General features: G+C 66.6%; 15 protein-coding genes and 1 pseudogene. 7 read left to right on the top strand and 9 right to left on the bottom strand.

Features of this window, described 5'->3' with window-relative positions; genetic code table 11:
- The first annotated feature begins 9 nt into the window (after positions 1-9).
- Positions 10-1,053, top strand: coding sequence for a DNA polymerase IV (locus tag ACLP4W_RS07325; RefSeq protein WP_442385476.1), 1,044 nt, complete (start codon positions 10-12; stop codon positions 1,051-1,053).
- 10 nt (positions 1,054-1,063) lie between these two features.
- On the opposite strand, the gene ACLP4W_RS07330 is transcribed toward ACLP4W_RS07325, so the two are convergent.
- Both ACLP4W_RS07330 and ACLP4W_RS07335 read right to left on the bottom strand, forming a co-directional pair.
- Complete coding sequence (locus ACLP4W_RS07330; RefSeq protein WP_442385477.1) at positions 1,064-1,990, bottom strand: SDR family oxidoreductase; 927 nt, start codon at positions 1,988-1,990, stop codon at positions 1,064-1,066.
- Between the two features lie 19 nt (positions 1,991-2,009).
- Positions 2,010-2,663 carry a TetR/AcrR family transcriptional regulator gene (locus tag ACLP4W_RS07335; protein ID WP_442385478.1) on the bottom strand — a complete coding sequence of 218 codons (654 nt, stop codon included), beginning with the start codon at positions 2,661-2,663 and terminating at the stop codon, positions 2,010-2,012.
- Positions 2,664-2,780: 117 nt separating this feature from the next.
- On the opposite strand from ACLP4W_RS07335, the gene ACLP4W_RS07340 reads away from it, so the two are divergent.
- Positions 2,781-4,262: a cytochrome P450 gene (locus ACLP4W_RS07340; RefSeq protein ID WP_442385479.1), complete on the top strand. Its 1,482-nt coding sequence runs from the start codon at positions 2,781-2,783 to the stop codon at positions 4,260-4,262.
- Between the two features lie 22 nt (positions 4,263-4,284).
- On the opposite strand, the gene ACLP4W_RS07345 is transcribed toward ACLP4W_RS07340, so the two are convergent.
- Complete coding sequence (locus ACLP4W_RS07345) at positions 4,285-4,749, bottom strand: homocitrate synthase (RefSeq protein WP_442385480.1); 465 nt, start codon at positions 4,747-4,749, stop codon at positions 4,285-4,287.
- A gap of 286 nt (positions 4,750-5,035) precedes the next feature.
- Complete coding sequence (locus ACLP4W_RS07350) at positions 5,036-5,143, bottom strand: hypothetical protein (RefSeq protein ID WP_442385492.1); 108 nt, start codon at positions 5,141-5,143, stop codon at positions 5,036-5,038.
- Positions 5,144-5,291: 148 nt separating this feature from the next.
- Between ACLP4W_RS07350 and ACLP4W_RS07355 the strand changes: the two genes are divergently transcribed.
- Entirely contained in the window at positions 5,292-5,495 is a 204-nt protein-coding gene (locus tag ACLP4W_RS07355) for a hypothetical protein (protein WP_442385481.1), read from the top strand.
- Between the two features lie 269 nt (positions 5,496-5,764).
- On the top strand, positions 5,765-5,947 hold the full coding sequence (locus tag ACLP4W_RS07360) for a hypothetical protein (protein WP_442385482.1): 183 nt from the start codon (positions 5,765-5,767) through the stop codon (positions 5,945-5,947).
- Positions 5,948-6,124: 177 nt separating this feature from the next.
- Here the strand turns inward: ACLP4W_RS07360 and ACLP4W_RS07365 are convergent.
- The 3 genes and pseudogenes from ACLP4W_RS07365 to ACLP4W_RS07375 all read right to left on the bottom strand — a co-directional run bounded on the left by ACLP4W_RS07365 (position 6,125) and on the right by ACLP4W_RS07375 (position 9,954).
- Positions 6,125-7,115, bottom strand: a pseudogene (locus tag ACLP4W_RS07365) (anti-sigma factor RsbA family regulatory protein).
- Between the two features lie 118 nt (positions 7,116-7,233).
- Positions 7,234-8,730 carry a FadR/GntR family transcriptional regulator gene (locus ACLP4W_RS07370; RefSeq protein ID WP_442385483.1) on the bottom strand — a complete coding sequence of 499 codons (1,497 nt, stop codon included), beginning with the start codon at positions 8,728-8,730 and terminating at the stop codon, positions 7,234-7,236.
- A 33-nt stretch (positions 8,731-8,763) separates the two neighbouring features.
- Positions 8,764-9,954, bottom strand: a complete 1,191-nt coding sequence (locus ACLP4W_RS07375) for a thiolase family protein (protein WP_442385484.1) — start codon at positions 9,952-9,954, stop codon at positions 8,764-8,766.
- A gap of 63 nt (positions 9,955-10,017) precedes the next feature.
- Here ACLP4W_RS07375 and ACLP4W_RS07380 point away from each other — a divergent pair, with 63 nt between their 5' ends.
- Positions 10,018-10,362, top strand: a complete 345-nt coding sequence (locus ACLP4W_RS07380) for a Zn-ribbon domain-containing OB-fold protein (protein WP_442385485.1) — start codon at positions 10,018-10,020, stop codon at positions 10,360-10,362.
- A gap of 17 nt (positions 10,363-10,379) precedes the next feature.
- Here the strand turns inward: ACLP4W_RS07380 and ACLP4W_RS07385 are convergent, their stop codons facing one another.
- Both ACLP4W_RS07385 and ACLP4W_RS07390 read right to left on the bottom strand, forming a co-directional pair.
- A complete protein-coding gene (locus ACLP4W_RS07385) occupies positions 10,380-12,554 on the bottom strand; it encodes an acyl-CoA dehydrogenase (protein WP_442385486.1) in 2,175 nt (724 codons plus the stop codon).
- Between the two features lie 118 nt (positions 12,555-12,672).
- Entirely contained in the window at positions 12,673-13,440 is a 768-nt protein-coding gene (locus ACLP4W_RS07390) for an SDR family NAD(P)-dependent oxidoreductase (protein ID WP_442385487.1), read from the bottom strand.
- Between the two features lie 110 nt (positions 13,441-13,550).
- Here ACLP4W_RS07390 and ACLP4W_RS07395 point away from each other — a divergent pair, with 110 nt between their 5' ends.
- Together ACLP4W_RS07395 and ACLP4W_RS07400 are read left to right on the top strand one after the other, a co-directional pair.
- The gene (locus tag ACLP4W_RS07395) at positions 13,551-15,080 is read left to right on the top strand and encodes an ATP-dependent DNA ligase (protein ID WP_442385488.1); all 1,530 of its coding nucleotides are present in this window, start codon (positions 13,551-13,553) and stop codon (positions 15,078-15,080) included.
- A 30-nt stretch (positions 15,081-15,110) separates the two neighbouring features.
- Positions 15,111-16,872, top strand: a 1,762-nt coding sequence (locus ACLP4W_RS07400) for a carbon starvation CstA family protein (protein WP_442385489.1), incomplete at its 3' end; no start/stop codon positions are given.

The following is a 16,872-nucleotide window of genomic DNA, read 5'->3' on the forward strand; positions in this document are numbered from 1 at the left end:
CTGGCCCAAATGGTCTCGCCGACACCGAGTTGGGTACTGCATGTCGACCTCGACCAGTTTCTGGCGTCGGTCGAACTCCGCCGCCACCCCGAACTGGCCGGGCTGCCGGTCATCGTCGGTGGCAACGGCGATCCGACCGAACCGCGCAAGGTCGTCACCTGCGCCTCGTATGAGGCCCGCGAATTCGGTGTACACGCCGGCATGCCGTTGCGCACCGCCGCACGCCGCTGCCCCCACGCCACCTTTCTGCCGTCGGACCCGGCCGCCTACGACGCGGCGTCCGACCAGGTGATGGGGTTGTTGCGCGACCTGGGACACCCGGTCGAAGTGTGGGGCTGGGACGAGGCGTACGTCGCCGTGTCGGCAGCGGATCCCACCGGAGTCGCAGCACAGATCCGCACGGTCATCTCGTCGGAAACCGGGCTGTCCTGCTCGGTCGGCATCAGCGACAACAAACAGCGCGCCAAGGTCGCCACCGGCTTCGCGAAACCGGCCGGCACATTTGCGCTCATCGACGCGAACTGGATGACCCTGATGGCGGACCGTCCGGTCGACGCACTGTGGGGCGTGGGGCCCAAGACAGCGAAAAAGCTTGCGGTCCTTGGCATCACCACGGTCCGAGAGCTCGCCTACAGCGACGCCGAGCTGCTGAGGTCCGCATTCGGCCCGCGCACCGGTCTGTGGCTGCTGCTGCTGGCCAAGGGCGGCGGCGATACCGACGTCAGCGCGCAACCTTGGATTCCGCGCTCCCGCAGTCACGTCATCACGTTTCCGCGCGACCTCACCGATCGGGCCGAAATGGATTCGGCCGTAACACGATTGGCTCACCAAGCATTGGAGGACGTGTTGGCATCGGGACGGATCGTCACCCGGGTGGCGGTTACCATGCGCACCGCAACGTTTTACACGCGCACCAAGATCCGCAAGCTGGCCGCGCCCACCACCGATGCCGACACCATAACCGCAGCCGCCCTGCGCGTCTTGGACCTTTTCGAGCTGGACCGGCCGGTGCGGCTACTCGGGGTGCGACTCGAGCTGGCCATGCCGGAGTAGTGGGGCGGGGCTAGACCCGATTGCCCGCCTCTTCATCAGGCCACTTCGCGGCCTGCATCGTCGCCGAGCTGGGCCGGAGTGCGCGGGTGAAGACGACGTTGACCTGCCGCATCGCCACGCTGTACGGCCACCATGCCAGCCGTTTGAACGCATACAGCGCGCGGATGTCCTGCGACGTGTAGATCAGGTAGCGATTCTTTGCGACACCGGCAAGGATTTTCTCGGCCGCCCTTTCCGGCGACACGGCATGACCGCCGAAGCGGTCCACCCAGCGGGCTACCCGGGGGTCTTCGCGGTCGACGCCGGCGATCTCGACCGTGTTGACCAGCGGGGTCTTCACCGCACCCGGCACCACGACCGACACGCCGATACGGTGCCGGGCCAGGTCGAAGCGCAGCACCTCGGACAGGCCGCGCAACCCGTACTTGCTGGCGCTGTAGCCGGCGTGCCACGGCAGCGCGACCAGCCCGGCGGCCGACGACACGTTGACCAAGTGCCCACCCCGGCGCGCCGCCATCATCGGTGGGACGAACGTCTCGATGACGTGGATCGGACCCATCAGGTTGATCGCGATCATCTTGCTCCACTGCTCGTGGGTCAGCCGGTCGACGGTGCCCCAGGCGGACACTCCGGCGATGTTGAGCACGACGTCCATGCTCGGATGTTCGGCGTGGATGTCAGCGGCGAACGCCACCACCTGGTCGTAGTCGGCGATGTCGAGCGTGCGGTGCTCGGGCACTTGCGCGCCCAGTGCGCGGGCGTCGGCAACGGTCAGCTCCAGACCGTCCGAGTTGCGGTCGGTCAGATAGAGTTCGGCGCCCTGCGCGGCCAGCCGCAACGCGGTGGCGCGGCCGATGCCGCCGGCCGCACCGGTGACCAGGCACCGCTTCCCCGCGAAATACCGCCCAGTTGCCCACCCGGAAACCCTTGGTGCCATGGGCGCGACGATACCGTCGCTACCTTGCACCACCCCAGAGCGAGTTCAGCCACAACTGCTCGAGCACGCGCACCCGCCGCTCCACGTCGCCGTGCAGACCTTGGCGGCCAACCAGCATCGGGTCGCCGGTCAGCATCAGCGCGGTGGTTCCGGCGAGGGTTCGCACCAGAGTGGGGATGTCGTCGCTGATTGGATTCGCGGTCCCGGCCTTCAGCTCGGCCTCAACGACGGCGACGATCTCGCGCAGCACCACTTCGAACTGCTGCTCGAGGATGTCGCGAATCTCGATATCGGTGTGGCGGGCGACATTACAGGCCGTCATCACCGGGTCGTTGTGCGCGTAAACGGCCGCCGCACTGCGAACCATCCGCTTGGCGAACTGCTCTGGCGACTCGCCCGGCTGGCGTGGGGCGAAGTACTGCGTGAGTTCTTCGAGTTCTTCGGCGGCCTCGGCCACGATGTGTGCGAGCACCGAGTACTTGGAGTCGAAGTAGAAGTAGAAACCGGACCGGGCCACGCCGGCTCGCAGGCTGATGGTGCTGACTGACAGCTCTGCGAACGGCTTTTCCTGCAGCAGTTCACGCACCGCCTGCAGGATCGCTCGTCGCTGCTTGTCACCACGCCGTCGCACGACCGCCTCGCCCGGCTCCGGATTGGCGGCGTGGCTGCTCACCCTCTTGACCTTGCACCACGCCGCGCAAAAAGCAAACTTGACAGCCGTCAAGTTGGTCCCGAAGGATACTGACTCAGTGATCGCTGTCACCCGTCCCGGGCCCGCAAAGGAGCGTCTATGGCCGCCACCATCAGCACCCCGCACTACCTTCTCGACCAGGCGCGGCGCCGGTTCACCCCGTCGATCAACAACTTCCCCGGCATGGGTCTTGTCGAGCGTCGGCTGCGGAACACTGAATTCCCCGAGCACAAGCTCGCCGACCCGCCGCCGGGCAGCGGGCTCAAGCCGGCCATGGGCGACGCGGGCCTGCCGTTCATCGGGCACATCATCGAGATGTTGCGCGGCGGCCCGGACTATCTGATGTTCCTCTACCGGACCAAGGGTCCGGTGGTGTTCGGAGACTCGCCGGTGCTGCCGGGCGTCGCCGCCCTGGGCCCGGACGCCGCACAGGTCATCTACTCCAACCGCAACAAGGACTACTCCCAGCAGGGTTGGGTTCCGGTGATCGGGCCGTTCTTTCACCGCGGGCTGATGCTGCTCGACTTCGAAGAGCACCTTTTCCACCGGCGGATCATGCAGGAGGCATTCGTCCGGTCCCGCCTGGTCAGCTACGTCGAGCAGATGGAAAAGGTCGTGTCGCAGGTGATCGCCGACGACTGGGTGGTCAACGATGCGCGCTTCCTGCTTTATCCGGCGATGAAGGAACTGACCCTCAACATCGCCTCGATGGTGTTCATGGGCCACGAGCCCGGCACCGACCATAACCTGGTGACCAAGGTCAACAAGGCGTTCGCCGTCACCACCCGCGCCGGCAACGCGATCATCCGCACCAGCGTTCCGCCGTTTACCTGGTGGCGCGGCCTCAAGGCACGCGAACTGCTCGAGAACTACTTCCGTGAGCGCGTCAAGGAACAACGCGGGAAAGAAGGCACCGACCTGCTCTCGGTCTTGTGCCAATCCGCGGACGAGGACGGCAACAAGTTCTCCGACGAGGACATCGTCAACCACATGATTTTCCTGATGATGGCCGCCCACGACACGTCGACGTCGACCGCCACGACGATGATCTACCAGCTGGCCGGCCACCCGGAGTGGCAGGAGCGCTGCCGCGACGAATCCGACCGGCTCGGCGACGGGCCGCTCGACATCGAATCGCTGGAGAAGCTGGAGTCGCTCGACCTGGTGATGAACGAGTCGATCCGGTTGGTGACACCCGTCCAGTGGGCGATGCGACGGACGGTGCGCGACACCGACCTACTGGGCTACTACATACCTGAGGGCACAAACGTCATCGCGTACCCGGGGATGAACCACCGGCTGCCGGAGATCTGGACGGACCCGCTGAAATTCGACCCGGACCGTTTCACCGAGCCGCGCAACGAACACAAGCGGCACCGCTACGGGTTCACGCCGTTCGGCGGCGGGGCCCACAAGTGCATCGGTTCGGTGTTTGGGACGTTGGAGATCAAGACGATCCTGCACCGCCTGTTGCGCAGATATCGGCTCGAACTGCCCCACCCCGGATACCAGGCCGAGTGGGACTACGGCGGCATGCCGGTGCCGAAGGACGGCATGCCGATCGTGTTGCGACCGCTCTGACCGCGCTGCGACCCTCCCGCCGCTAGGCGGCACCTTCCCCGCATAGCAGCCGGTTGGCGCATGCGATCACCGCGCGCAGCGCGGACTGCATCGGATCCCCCGACCAGCCCATCGCCCACTCGGCGCGAATCCCGTTGGTGCCATGGATAAAAGTGGCCGTGGTCTCGCCCGATCGCATCTGATGAAACGTCAACGTCTCCACCGTGATCCCGCGCTCGTGCAGCATCGCGGTGAGCGCGGCGACCGGCCCGCTACCCGCCGCGGTCGAGGTGCTGATCCGGTCGCCGACGGCGATCACGGCGCGAAAGTTGCGGGCTTGCGGACCGAGCCGCCCCGCGGGTCGGTCCGTATCGATGCAGGCCCAGTGCCCCAGCCGCAGCGGGCCACCGGTGTGGCCGTACGTTGCGACGAAGCCCTCCCAGGACATCGCGTCGGCCTCCTCGCGCAGACCGCGCGGTAAAGGGGCGCCGAAGTGGTGGCCGAACAACGCCGGGGCACTGGTGAGATCCGGTCGCGGACAGGAAACGAGCTCGGAAAGGGGCCCAGGAACAGGCTCAGAAACGGGCTGGGAAAGGGGCACGGTGTCGGTCTTCTCTGGTCAGCGGAAGCGACCGACGGCAGTAGCTTTCGACCCACAGCGGGGGGTCGGTCTGGATCAGACCCCGCTGCGGGTGCTGGCTACTACGGCACGCGCGAGAAGACGCACGAGCGCAGACATTAGACGCCGCGCGCCGGCAATGCAAATCTCATTTCGTTTCACCGCATCGGCGACCTCATCCGATCCGGCTCGCATCGACCATCAACCCCGGGTCCGTCGTGCCGATGACGACGGTGTCCGACGCGTCGGGCACAACGACGTTGCACGGCAACAGGACTCCGATCGACGGCTATTCATATTGCGCGCCGCATACACGCCGCCTGCTTCGGACGTCAAAACGGTTAGCCGTGTCGGCCGATCGCGGTAGCATCAGAACCGGTGGGAATCGCCGATGGGGAATATCTGTCTGGCACAGACGAAAGGCGCGATCGATGAGCGTGACGAAATCCAGCAAGAGAATGCGGACCGTTCGGATAGCGGGCGCGGTGCTGGCCGCGGCATTCGCGATATTGGCGGCGAGCTGCGCGCCCCAAAACCAGCCCGCGACGACACCCCAGCAGGGTGGGCGGCCGCAGGGCCAACCGGCTCCGGTATCGGCCGGTCAGGTCGTCGCACCGACGCAGGCCAGCGTCTAACCGGTTACGACGGACGACCTCCCGGGACCGCGCTCGCGGGTCCGGCCATCTCATTCAGTGGCAGTAAGTTTGTGGGAGAACAACTTTCGCGGTTGTCGCGGGCGCCGAAGAGGTATGACCCAGCCGCTAACGCAATCTCGGCACAAAAGCGGTAAGGGAAGCCGCCGTTCGAAATTCAAAAGCGGCACCCATATCGGGCGGTGGCGATAACATCTGAAACGGTGGAATCGCGGATTGCGGGAATGTTCTAGCAAACGAGAGGCGCAATCATGGATGCGAAGAAAACCGGCAAGCGAATGCGGAGGGGCGCGATCGTGGTCGCGGTGCTGGCCACGCTATTCCCGACGGGATGTGCGACCACGAGCTCGTCGGGGCCCGTGCCGGTGACCCCGGGGGCCCAACCGGCTCCGGACTCAGCCCATGCGGTCGTGGCGCCGCACCCCGGCAGCTGATCGATTACGACGAGGCGACCCGCCCAAAAAGCACGCGTGTGCACCAGCACATGAAAGGCACGGCCGATGAAAGCGAAGGCCAACAAGAGAATGCGGCGAGCTGGCTCCAACGGCGGCGGGGCGGTTTTCAACAGCAAGTAGCGTCGCGCTGTGCGCGTCACGACCCCTCGGCACGCTTCACCCGTGCGGCCCGGGCGACGGACCAAGCCGAAGATAAGCCCGGATCGTCGTGCCGGTCGATGTCGTGTGCGTGCGCACCAAGTCCGACATGGCGTTGACCAGAAAAATCCGCGGCTGGCGGGGCCGCTGGGGCCCGGCTCGAGGCGTCCCACCAGCGGGTCGTCGAGACGTCCCGTGTCGCGCGCCTCGCAGACCAAATGCTCGTCGTTGCGCCAGAAGGCCAGTCGGCACGCTCCGTCGGTATACATCAGGCTGTTGGTGGCCAGCTCGGTGGCGATCAATTGCAGATCGTCGGCGCCATCCTGGGACAGCCCGATCCAGCCGGCGTAGCTGACCGCAAAAGACCGTGCCGGGCGAAGATCTGAAGACGTCCTGACCATGTAGGTGACCGCACCCGGATGGCCGGGCAGCGGCCGATTACAGCGCGCCAGCACGTCATCCGGCGCGTACTCGGCGCTACGGTGCGGCGCACCGCATTTCCACAGCATGGGATGGGTCGCCCGGGCGTCGGCCAGCACATCGTCGTCCAGCCGACTTGCGTCGTAAAGACACAACACCGTCGCCTGTTGACCTTCCAGGGCCGCGTTGAACAGCGCCTCGTGTTCCGAGCAGGCGACAAGCTCATCCTCGGTGCGACCGGGCCAGGCGAGTTGGCTCACGACCCGCACCCGCCGATCGGAGTGCTCGGCGGCGAAGGAACCCTCCATGGCCATAAGCCGGCTCGGGTTACGGGCGACCTCGGTGATGTCGACCATGTGCAAATCCGGTAACGCTGCACCCGCGCCGTGCACCGCGTCACGCAGCAGGGCCAGCTTGTCGCCAGGTAGCGCTACCAGCACCGCCTCGTCCATCGCCAAACCGTCGGCCACGAATCGCACTACAAAGTCCAGGTACTCCTCCTGCGAGTGGTAAATCAGCGCGGAATGAACGAACCCTAGTTGCCCGGTCTCCCCCCCACGGTCACCGCAGCGCTCTCGCTTTCGATCACTCTTGCCAACCCCCTGCTGGACCGGCCGTTCGACTCTTCCCTACCCAATACCCCTGAAGGGCCTTGGCTATGCGCCCGAACGGACTACAAACCACGCTGACCTGACGGGAGGGGGCTCCTAAAGCCACCAGGAGGCGGCAGCGTCCAGATGACGGCGGATGCGATAACGGGCCAGGCTGTCGTCCCCGGCCTCGATCGCCTCCAGAATCCGCAGATGAGCATGCTCGACGGCCACGACGTCAGCCCAGGTCGGCGGCGCCTGCCCCGTGCTGAACCAGTGCCGGCGGAACAACTCGACGATGATTCGGAGAAACAGGCCCAGCAACGCGTTGCCGGCCAGTTGCGCCAGTCCGATGTGGAACCGAAACTCCTCAACAGCGGCCTTGCTCACGTCACCGGCGGTTTCTCGAGGGTTTCGATCGAGCAAGGACCCATGGGTTTCTCGATGGGTTTCTAAGAACGCCGCCACCTCGGATTCGGTGCGCCGCTTGACGACTTTGACGACGTTCTCGATCTCGATCGCGTCCCGGACGCAGCGCAGGTCTTCGCGACTCGGCTTGCGGTACTGCAGGTACAGGGCGATGGTGTCGACGCTGGCCTGGGCCTGAGGTTTTGTGATGACCAGCCCGCCGCCCGGTCCCCGGCGCATTTGCGCGACCGAGTGATATTCGAGCAGCCGCACCGCTTCCCGCAACACCGCGCGGCTCACCCGGTAGCGCTCCAGCAACGCCGTCTCGGTCCCGAAAACGGAACCGATCCGCCACCCGCCGGTGGCGATATCGTCGCCGACGGTCGCGGCCAGCATCTCGGCGAGTTTGCCGCGCGGCTCGTTGTTGAGCGGGCGCGGCTGGCGCGCCCGGCTTCCCCGGCCCCTCGGTGAACGCTGCCTGCTGGCGCCGTCGCCGGGGTGATGCTCCTGCAGCCACGCGGTCACCGCTTCCACATGTCGCTCGCTGAGCGTCTTGGCCCGCGCCGAGTCGCCCGCGGTAACGGCGGCGACGATCTCGGAGTGGGCGCGGTGCATCTGGTCGACCGCCTCGATGGCCTCAGTTGCCGAGTCTGCGCGCGACTGTAAGGCGTATCGCGCGGTGAGCCTCATCAAGATATCGATAAACAGTTGCAGCACTGGGTTCTTCGATTGCTCTGCCAGCGCGATGTGGAACTCGTCCCGCGGCGCCGGCAAGCCTGGCTTCCAATGCTCCTCCGCGTGCAACACCGCTCGCAACCGATCGATGCCGGCTTCGTCGATCCGTTCCGCGGCAAGCGAAGCGGCTAGGGGCTCGAGCACCAGGCGCGCGTTGAGTAGGTCGCCGAGCGTCGTGCCCAGGTACTCGAGATAGATGACGACGGCGCGGGTGGCGGGCCCGGCGTCGGGCTCGCAGATCAGCAGGCCCCCGTTGGGCCCGCGGCGCATCCGGGCAACCTGGTGGTGCTCGACCAGGCGGACCGCCTCCCGCAGCACCGACCGACTCACGCGAAAGCGTTGTTGCAGAGACTGTTCGGAGCCCAGCGACACTCCGATGGTCCAGCCGCGGCGAACGATATCCGCCTCGATTTGGCGGGCAATCTTCGAAGCCAGTTTGGTCGCTCGGCCGGTGTCCGGCTCGAGGCTCATGTGAGGCTCAATTACACACTCCCAGGAGCTATCTCAACATGTGAGCAACATGCATCCCGCGACGGGTCCACCGCCAACGGAAACCACAGCGACCTCGGGGCGCTGCGAGACCTGCCGGTCGGCCGCCTCGCCGCGCAGCTGCAAGCACCCTTCGTGCAGCGCCCAGTAGCCGTGCATGCGCCCGGCCGAGAGTTGGCCGCCGTAGGTGTTCAGCGGTAGTTCGCCGTCGCGGGCGATCCGCACGCCACCCTCGACGAACGGCCCGGCCTCGCCGTCGCCGCAAATTCCAAGGGCTTCCAGCCAGGCGATGGTGAGAAACGTGAAACCGTCGTACAACTCGGCCACATCGAGGTCGGCGGGCTTCAGCTCCGTCCGCGACCACATCTGCGCCGCCGCATCTGACATCGCCATTTTGGGGTAGTCGTCGCGGTGGAACCAGCCGCCGGCACCGTTAGACCCGCCGATCGCCTCCACCGACACCGCGCGATGTGGGCAGTCGCTGGCATACTCAGCGCTCGATATCACCACCGCAATCGAGCCGTCGATGGGAACGTCGCAGTCCAGCAGCCCAAACGGTGTGGATACGGGCCGCGCGCCGAGATAGTCGGCCATCGTCATCGGGTCGCAGTAAACCGCACGGGGATTCAATGCGGCGTTGCGTCTGCCGTTAAGGGCCACCCAGCCCAACTGCTCTTTGGTGGTTCCGTACAGCTCCATGTGGCGACGGCAGTTGAGCGCCAGCCAGTTCGCGGCGGAGTAAGCGTGGGCAGCCACCAGATCGTTGACGTCGTCCATCGCGCCGACGGCGGGCCGGGCTTCGCCTTTCGGGGTCTCGAACATGCGCGCAAGCGGTGGAGCAGGCGCATCCTCTTGTGGTTTTACCGGAACGGTGCCGCCGAGCATTTGTATCGTCCGGTACACGACCACATGCCGGGCGCGTCGCTCGGCGACCGCACGGCATGCAGACATCACCGGGCTCAGCAGGCCGCCAGTGCCGAATCCGGATCCGCAGTCGGCCGCTTCGATCCCCAATTGGGCGTTGACGTCTTCGGCCGGAGTATCGCCCAGCGTCGCAATGCCGTCGATATCGGCCGCGCCCAGGCCCGCGTCCTCGATGGCGGCCCGCACCGCCTCCATGGTCAACTCGAGTCCAGGAATGCCCGTGCGGCGGCCGATTCGCGAAATGCCGATGCCGGACACGATCGCACCCTTTTCGAAATACATACGCACCGCCCGTCAGACAAACCCGCCGCCCACACCGAATCAATAGAGTGTACTGTATTCGTCGTGCCAGGCGAGCCGACATCTCAGCTGCTCATCGAACACTGCGACCGCTGCGCACGCTGGGTGCATCCGGCGACCGGCGAATGCCGCGACTGTGGCGGCCCCTTGATCGCACGTCCCGTATCCGGACAAGGCACGGTGTTCACCTACACGGTCAACCACCACCCGTACAACCCCGACATCCCAATCCCGTACGTGATAGCCATTGTCGAGCTCGCCGAACAGAGCGGGCTGCGGGTTGCTGCCAACATCGTTGGTTGCGAACCGGATTCGGTGACGTGCGGGATGCGCGTCGATATCCAGCCCGAGAAGAGCAGCGGCGGCGCTCCGTTGTTCGCGCCGGCCTAACGGCGCGGCTGGTTGAGCTAGTTGATCAGCGGGTCGCGCGGCATGCCGAGAATCCGCTCGGCGATCTGATTGCGAGTGACCTCTGAGGTACCGCCGGCGATCGCCATACCACGGGCGCCCATCATCAGCCGGCCAGCCAGGGCACCGGGCCCATCCACGAGTGCGACCTCGGGACCGAGCAGCGCCGCCATGATCGCGGCACCTTCGACCATGTGCTCGGCCAGCTTCAGCTTGGTGACGTTGCCTTCCGGACCCGGTCCTGCCCCTTCGACGCTGCGCGCTGCGCGCCGCAGGTTCAGCAGTCTCAGTGTGGTTTCCTCCGCGAGGTATGACCCGACCCGAATTCGGGCGCCCGCCAACCGATCCGGCCGCTCCTCCGCCAGCTGCACGAGCTGCGCGGCCAACCCCTCGTAGAACGAGCCACTGCCGCCGATGCTCACCCGCTCGTTGCCGAGCGTCGCCCGCGCGACCGTCCAGCCCGAGTTGGGCGCGCCGACGACGTCCTCGTCGGGGACGAACAGGTCATTGAAGAACACCTCGTTGAAGTCCGAGCCGCCGGTCATCTGGCGCAGTGGCCGCACCTCGACCTCGGGAGCCTTCATGTCGACGATCACCGTGGTGATGCCGGCGTGCTTGGGCGCGTCGGGGTCGGTGCGCACCGTGGCCAGCCCCCGCGCGCAGTAGTGGGCACCGCTGGTCCAGACCTTCTGCCCGTTGATCTTCCAGCCGCCATCCACCCGGGTGGCGCGCGTCTTGATGGACGCCGCATCCGAGCCGGCATCGGGCTCGGAGAACAATTGGCACCAGACCTCGTCTTTACGTAGCGCCTTCTCCACGAACCTTTCGATCTGCCAGGGTGTTCCGTGCTGGATGAGGGTCAAGATCACCCAGCCGGTGATCCCGTAGTCGGGACGCTTGACGCCCGCCGCGCGGAACTCTTCCTCGATCACCAGCTGCTCCACCGCGTCGGCGGCGCGGCCCCAGGGTTTGGGCCAGTGCGGCATCACATAGCCGGTCTCGATCAGCTTGTCGCGCTGGGCGCTCCGGTCCAGAGCGGCGATCTCGGCCGCGTCGGCATGAATCCGGGTGCGTAGTTCTTCGGCCTCGGGTGGCAGATCAAGGCTGTTCTCGCGGACGGCACCGGACGCGGTGCGGTCGAAGACATCCCGGGCCGGTGCGTCGCCGCCGAACAGGGCCGTGGTCACCACCGCCCGGCGCAGATGCAGGTGCGCGTCGTGTTCCCAGGTGAAGCCGATGCCGCCGTGTACCTGGATGTTGAGCTCGGCGTTGCGCGCGTAAGCAGCAAAGGCCAGCGCCGCCGCCACGGCGGCGATCAGGCGGAACTGCTCCTCATCTTCCGCCTCCGCCCGGGCCGCGTCCCAGACCGCGGCGACCGCTGACTCGGCGGCCACCAGCATGTTCGCGCAATGATGCTTTACAGCCTGGAAAGTGGCGATGGTGCGGCCGAATTGCTGGCGCACCTGGGCATAGGAGACGGCGGCGTCGGCGCAATCGGAGGCGCCGCCCACCGCCTCAGCGGCCAGCAACGTCCGCGCCCGGGCCAGTGCCGATTCGGCGGCCCCGGGCAAGATGTCGGCGGCAGTGACAGTCACGTTTTGCAGGCGAACCCGTCCGGAGCGCCGGGTCGGATCGAAGTTGTCGGGCGCCCCCCTAGCCGACACCGATACGCCGTCGCGGCCGCGTTCCAGCAATAGCACGTCGTCACCGGCGGCGATCAGCAACAGATCGGCGAGCCCGGCGCCCAGCACGATTCCCCCTTCACCGTCGGCGATACCGTCGGTGAGCCGCACCTGGCTGTCCAAACCGATTCCGGCGGTGGCGGTTCCGTCGATCAGCCCCGGCAGCAGCCGCGACTTTTGATCGGCGGTGCCATCTTTGGCTATCACGGCCGACGCGATCACGGTCGGCACGAACGGCCCCGGCGCTACCGCCCGGCCGAGCTCTTCGACCACCACCACGAGTTCGGGCAACCCGTAGCCCGAGCCGCCGTGCTCTTCGTCGACGTGCAGGCCGAGCCATCCGAGCTCCACCATGTCCTGCCAGAACCCAGGCCGCCCCTCGTCGGGGGCATCAAGCAGCGATCGCGCAGCCCAGCGCGCCTTCTGCGACGTCAGGAAGGCGCGGGCCACCTCGGCGAGTTCGCGATGGTCATCGGTCAGTGCGATACCCACAAGGGCCCTCCTCGCCGCATTCCCAGCTGGGTGCCTGCCCCGCTCCGAGGGGAAGCGGGGCGGCTGCCTAAAGAGTGTACTTAATGCGTGGAGGGCGCCCGCGGGGCGTCCGGCTTGTCTATTTGGGCGCGAATCGCTGTCCGGCGTCGAGCCGGATGCATTGGCCGTTGAGCATGGGGTTGTCGACGATGGCCACCGCCAGCTTGGCGTACTCGATGGGCCGGCCCATCCGCTTGGGGAAGGCCGCGTCGCGGGTCAGCATGGCCGCCATCTCGTCGGGAACCATGGCCGTCAACCCGGTCAAAAACAGGCTCGGTGCGATGGCCAGCACCCGGATGCCCATGGAGCCCAGGTCACGGGCCATGGTCAGGCACATGCCGGCGATCGCGGCCTTCGCGGCGGTGTAGGCGACCTGTCCGATCTGGCCCTCGAAGGCCGCGATCGAAGCGGTGTTGATGATGACGCCGCGCTCCTCGTCCTCGGGCTCGTTCTTGGCCATGTGCGCGGCGGCCAATCGGCTGATGTTGAAGGTGGCGATGAGGTTGAGATCGATCACGGATTGGAAGGATTCGAGGTCGTGGGGACCGGACTTGGTGAGCGTCCGCTTGGCGATGCCGCCGCCGGCGGTGGTCACCACAACGTGCAGGCCGCCCAGCTTGTCGACCGCGGTCTGCAGCGTCTCCTCGGTACCGGTGAAGTCGGTGACGTCGACGGGGTAGAACGCGCCGCGCCCACCACTGAGGCCCTCGGCTACCTCCTTCCCGTCGGAACCCTCGCGGTCGAGTACGGCGACATCCGCGCCACGCTCGGCCAGCAATTCGGCGGTGGCGCGACCCATCCCCGACGCGCCGCCGATGACGACGGCCTTCTTCCCGTTGATCTCCATCCGGACCTCCCTTTCAGGCTTGTCAGAATCCTTGCAATCTGTAACGTTATGTAGGCACGCTAGCGTGTCCGCTCCGAGGGGTTGTCGGCGAGCCATGCCAAGCTGATTTCGTGCTCCTTTTCGACGTGGCCGCTACGTCGCTTGACGTGGGCGGCACGTCGTCGCGCCTGACCAAGGTCGCACGCATCGCCGACCTGTTGCGCCGGGCGGCGCCCGAGCCCGAGTTGGTCGCGACCATCGTTTCGTGGCTCTCGGGTGAGCTGCGGCAACGCCAGATCGGCGTGGGCTGGGCGTCGTTGCGATCGCGGCCGCCGCCGGCGCCGCGTCCCGTGCTGACGGTCACCGGCGTCGACGCCACCCTCTCGGAGATCGGTGCCGTATCGGGCAAAGGGGCGCAGGCCAGGCGCGCCGAACTCGTCGCGGAGTTGTTTGCCGTCGCAACCGAAACCGAGCAGGCCTTCCTGGTGCGGTTGCTGGGCGGCGAGCTGCGCCAGGGCGCGCTGGCCGGGGTCATGGCCGACGCGGTGGCCAAGGCCGCCGAGATCCCCCTCGCCGCGGTCCAGCGGGCCGCGATGTTGGGCGGGAATCTGCCGGCGGTCGCGGCCGCCGGCCTGTCCGGCGGAGCGGCGGCGCTGGACACCTTCACCCTGCGAGTCGGGCGGCCGGTCAGCCCGATGCTGGCACAGACCGCGGCCGGCGTGCGCGACGCACTCGAACGTCATGGGGGGACAACAATTTTCGAGGCAAAGCTGGATGGCGCGCGAGTGCAAATCCACCGGGCCGGTAACGAGGTCACGGTATACACCCGAAGCCTTGACGACGTCACCGCCCGGCTGCACGAGGTGGTAGAGGCGACGCTGGCGCTGCCGGTGAACGACCTGATTGCCGATGGTGAGGCGATCGCGCTGCGGCCCGACAACCGGCCGCACCGCTTCCAGGTCACCGCGTCACGATTCGGCCGGTCCGTCGATGTGCCGTCAGCGCTTGCGACACAGCGACTTTCGGTGTTCTTCTTCGACATCTTGCACTGTGACGGCGTCGACCTGCTCGACTCGCCGGCCACCGACAGACTGGCCGCCCTCGACGCGCTGGTGCCCGCCGGACACCGGGTCGATCGGCTGGTGACGTCAGACCCTTCGGAGGCCGCCGACTTCCTGGCCGCCACACTGGCCGCCGGCCACGAGGGCGTGATGGCCAAGGCACCGGACGCGCCCTACCTCGCGGGCCGTCGCGGAGCGGGCTGGCTGAAGGTCAAGCCGGTACACACACTGGATCTGGTGGTGCTCGCCGTGGAGTGGGGTTCGGGGCGCCGTCGCGGAAAGCTGTCGAACATTCACCTGGGTGCGCGTGATCCCGTCACCGGTGAGTTCGTCATGGTGGGAAAGACTTTCAAGGGCATGACCGATGCCATGCTGGACTGGCAGACCGCCCGCTTCAGCGAGCTCGCCGTGGGCGGGACGGACGGTCACGTCGTGCGATTGCGGCCCGAGCAGGTGGTCGAGGTGGCCCTGGACGGCGTGCAGAGATCGTCGCGCTACCCTGGCGGATTGGCGCTGCGGTTTGCCCGCGTAGTCCGCTACCGCGATGACAAGAGCGGCGCCGAAGCCGACACCATCGCCGCGGTGCGCGCGCTGTATTAAAACGCACATTGCGCGCGTAGGGTTTTCGCCGTGGCAATCAAAGAGCACGACAAAGGCGTCAGCTATGTCCGCACCGACGAAGACCTACCGCCCGTCGCGATTATCGACCGCTCCCCCATCACCACCCGACACAAGATCGTCTTCGCGGCGATCGCCGTGATCGGCGCCGTCGCCTGGGCGATCATCGCGTTCGCTCGCGGCGAGACGGTGAACGCGGTCTGGTTCGTGGTAGCGGCGATCTGCACATACATCATCGGATTCCGGTTCTATGCCCGGTTGATCGAGACGAAGATCGTTCGGCCACGTGACGACCACGCCACGCCCGCCGAGATTCTCGACGACGGCACCGACTACGTGCCGACCGACCGGCGAGTGTTGTTCGGCCATCATTTCGCCGCCATCGCCGGAGCCGGACCACTCGTCGGTCCGGTACTGGCCGCCCAGATGGGCTATTTGCCGTGCAGCATCTGGATCATCATCGGCGCGGTGTTCGCCGGCGCCGTGCAGGACTACCTGGTCTTGTGGATTTCCACCCGCCGGCGAGGCCGTTCCCTCGGCCAGATGGCCCGCGACGAACTCGGCGCCATCGGTGGCGCCGCCGCCCTCGTCGGGGCGTTCGTCATCATGGTGATCATCATCGCGGTGCTGGCGCTGGTGGTGGTGCGGGGACTGGCCCAGAGCCCCTGGGGTGTGTTCTCCATCGCGATGACAATTCCCATCGCCCTCTTCATGGGCTGCTACCTGCGGTTCCTGCGTCCCGTGCGGGTGGCGGAAGTGTCAGTCATCGGCTTCGTGCTGCTGATGCTCGCCGTGGCCTCCGGCGACATGGTCGCCGAAACGTCCTGGGGTGCATCGTGGTTGAACCTCTCGCCGGTCACGGTGTCGTGGTTGATCGTCATCTATGGCTTCGTGGCGTCGGTGCTGCCGGTGTGGTTGCTTCTCGCACCGCGCGATTACCTGTCGACGTTCATGAAGATCGGTGCCATCGCCTTGCTGGCGATCGGGATCTGCATTGCGCACCCGATCATGCAGGCCCCCGCGGTCTCGCGATTCGCCACCCGCGGCGACGGGCCGGTGTTCGCCGGTTCGCTATTCCCCTTCCTGTTCATCACCATCGCGTGCGGCGCGCTATCGGGATTTCACGCACTCATCTCTTCGGGGACGACGCCGAAGCTCCTGGAGAAGGAAAGTCAGATGCGGCTGATCGGCTACGGCGGCATGCTCACCGAGTCGTTCGTCGCCGTGATGGCGTTGATCAGCGCCTCGATCCTCGACCAGCACCTGTACTTCACCCTCAACGCCCCAGCCGCACAGACCGGCGGCACCGCGGCAACCGCCGCGGATTACGTCAACCGGCTCGGTTTGTCGGGGCCTCCGACGACGGCGGGCCAGCTCAGCCAAGCCGCCGCCAGCGTGGGCGAGAAGTCGATCGTGTCGCGCACCGGCGGAGCACCGACGCTGGCGGTCGGCATGTCGGAAGTACTGCAACGGGTGTTCGGCGGATCGGGCCTCAAGGCGTTCTGGTACCACTTCGCGATCATGTTCGAAGCGCTGTTCATCCTGACCGCCGTCGATGCGGGCACACGGGTCGCTCGTTTCATGCTCTCCGACACGCTGGGCAACCTGGGTGGTCCGCTGGCTAAGCTGCGAAACCCGAGCTCGCGCCCGGGCGTATGGGTCTGCAGCCTGGCCGTGGCCGCGGCGTGGGGCAGCGTCCTGCTGATGGGCGTGAGTGATCCGCTGGGCGGCATCAATACGCTGTTTCCGCTGTTCGGTATTGCCAACCAACTGC

Origin of the sequence: Mycobacterium sp., from assembly GCF_052145595.1 — a bacterium.
In the GTDB taxonomy this organism is placed as follows: Bacteria; Actinomycetota; Actinomycetes; order Mycobacteriales; family Mycobacteriaceae; genus Mycobacterium.

What these genes read in the sequence shown, in the direction of transcription:
- ACLP4W_RS07325 (WP_442385476.1), top strand. Translation starts at nt 10, where the DNA reads ATGGTCTCGCCGACACCGAGTTGGGTACTGCATGTCGACCTCGACCAG.
- ACLP4W_RS07330 (WP_442385477.1), bottom strand. Translation starts at nt 1,990, where the DNA reads ATGGCACCAAGGGTTTCCGGGTGGGCAACTGGGCGGTATTTCGCGGGG.
- ACLP4W_RS07340 (WP_442385479.1), top strand. Translation starts at nt 2,781, where the DNA reads ATGGCCGCCACCATCAGCACCCCGCACTACCTTCTCGACCAGGCGCGG.
- ACLP4W_RS07355 (WP_442385481.1), top strand. Translation starts at nt 5,292, where the DNA reads ATGAGCGTGACGAAATCCAGCAAGAGAATGCGGACCGTTCGGATAGCG.
- ACLP4W_RS07360 (WP_442385482.1), top strand. Translation starts at nt 5,765, where the DNA reads ATGGATGCGAAGAAAACCGGCAAGCGAATGCGGAGGGGCGCGATCGTG.
- ACLP4W_RS07370 (WP_442385483.1), bottom strand. Translation starts at nt 8,730, where the DNA reads ATGAGCCTCGAGCCGGACACCGGCCGAGCGACCAAACTGGCTTCGAAG.
- ACLP4W_RS07375 (WP_442385484.1), bottom strand. Translation starts at nt 9,954, where the DNA reads ATGTATTTCGAAAAGGGTGCGATCGTGTCCGGCATCGGCATTTCGCGA.
- ACLP4W_RS07390 (WP_442385487.1), bottom strand. Translation starts at nt 13,440, where the DNA reads ATGGAGATCAACGGGAAGAAGGCCGTCGTCATCGGCGGCGCGTCGGGG.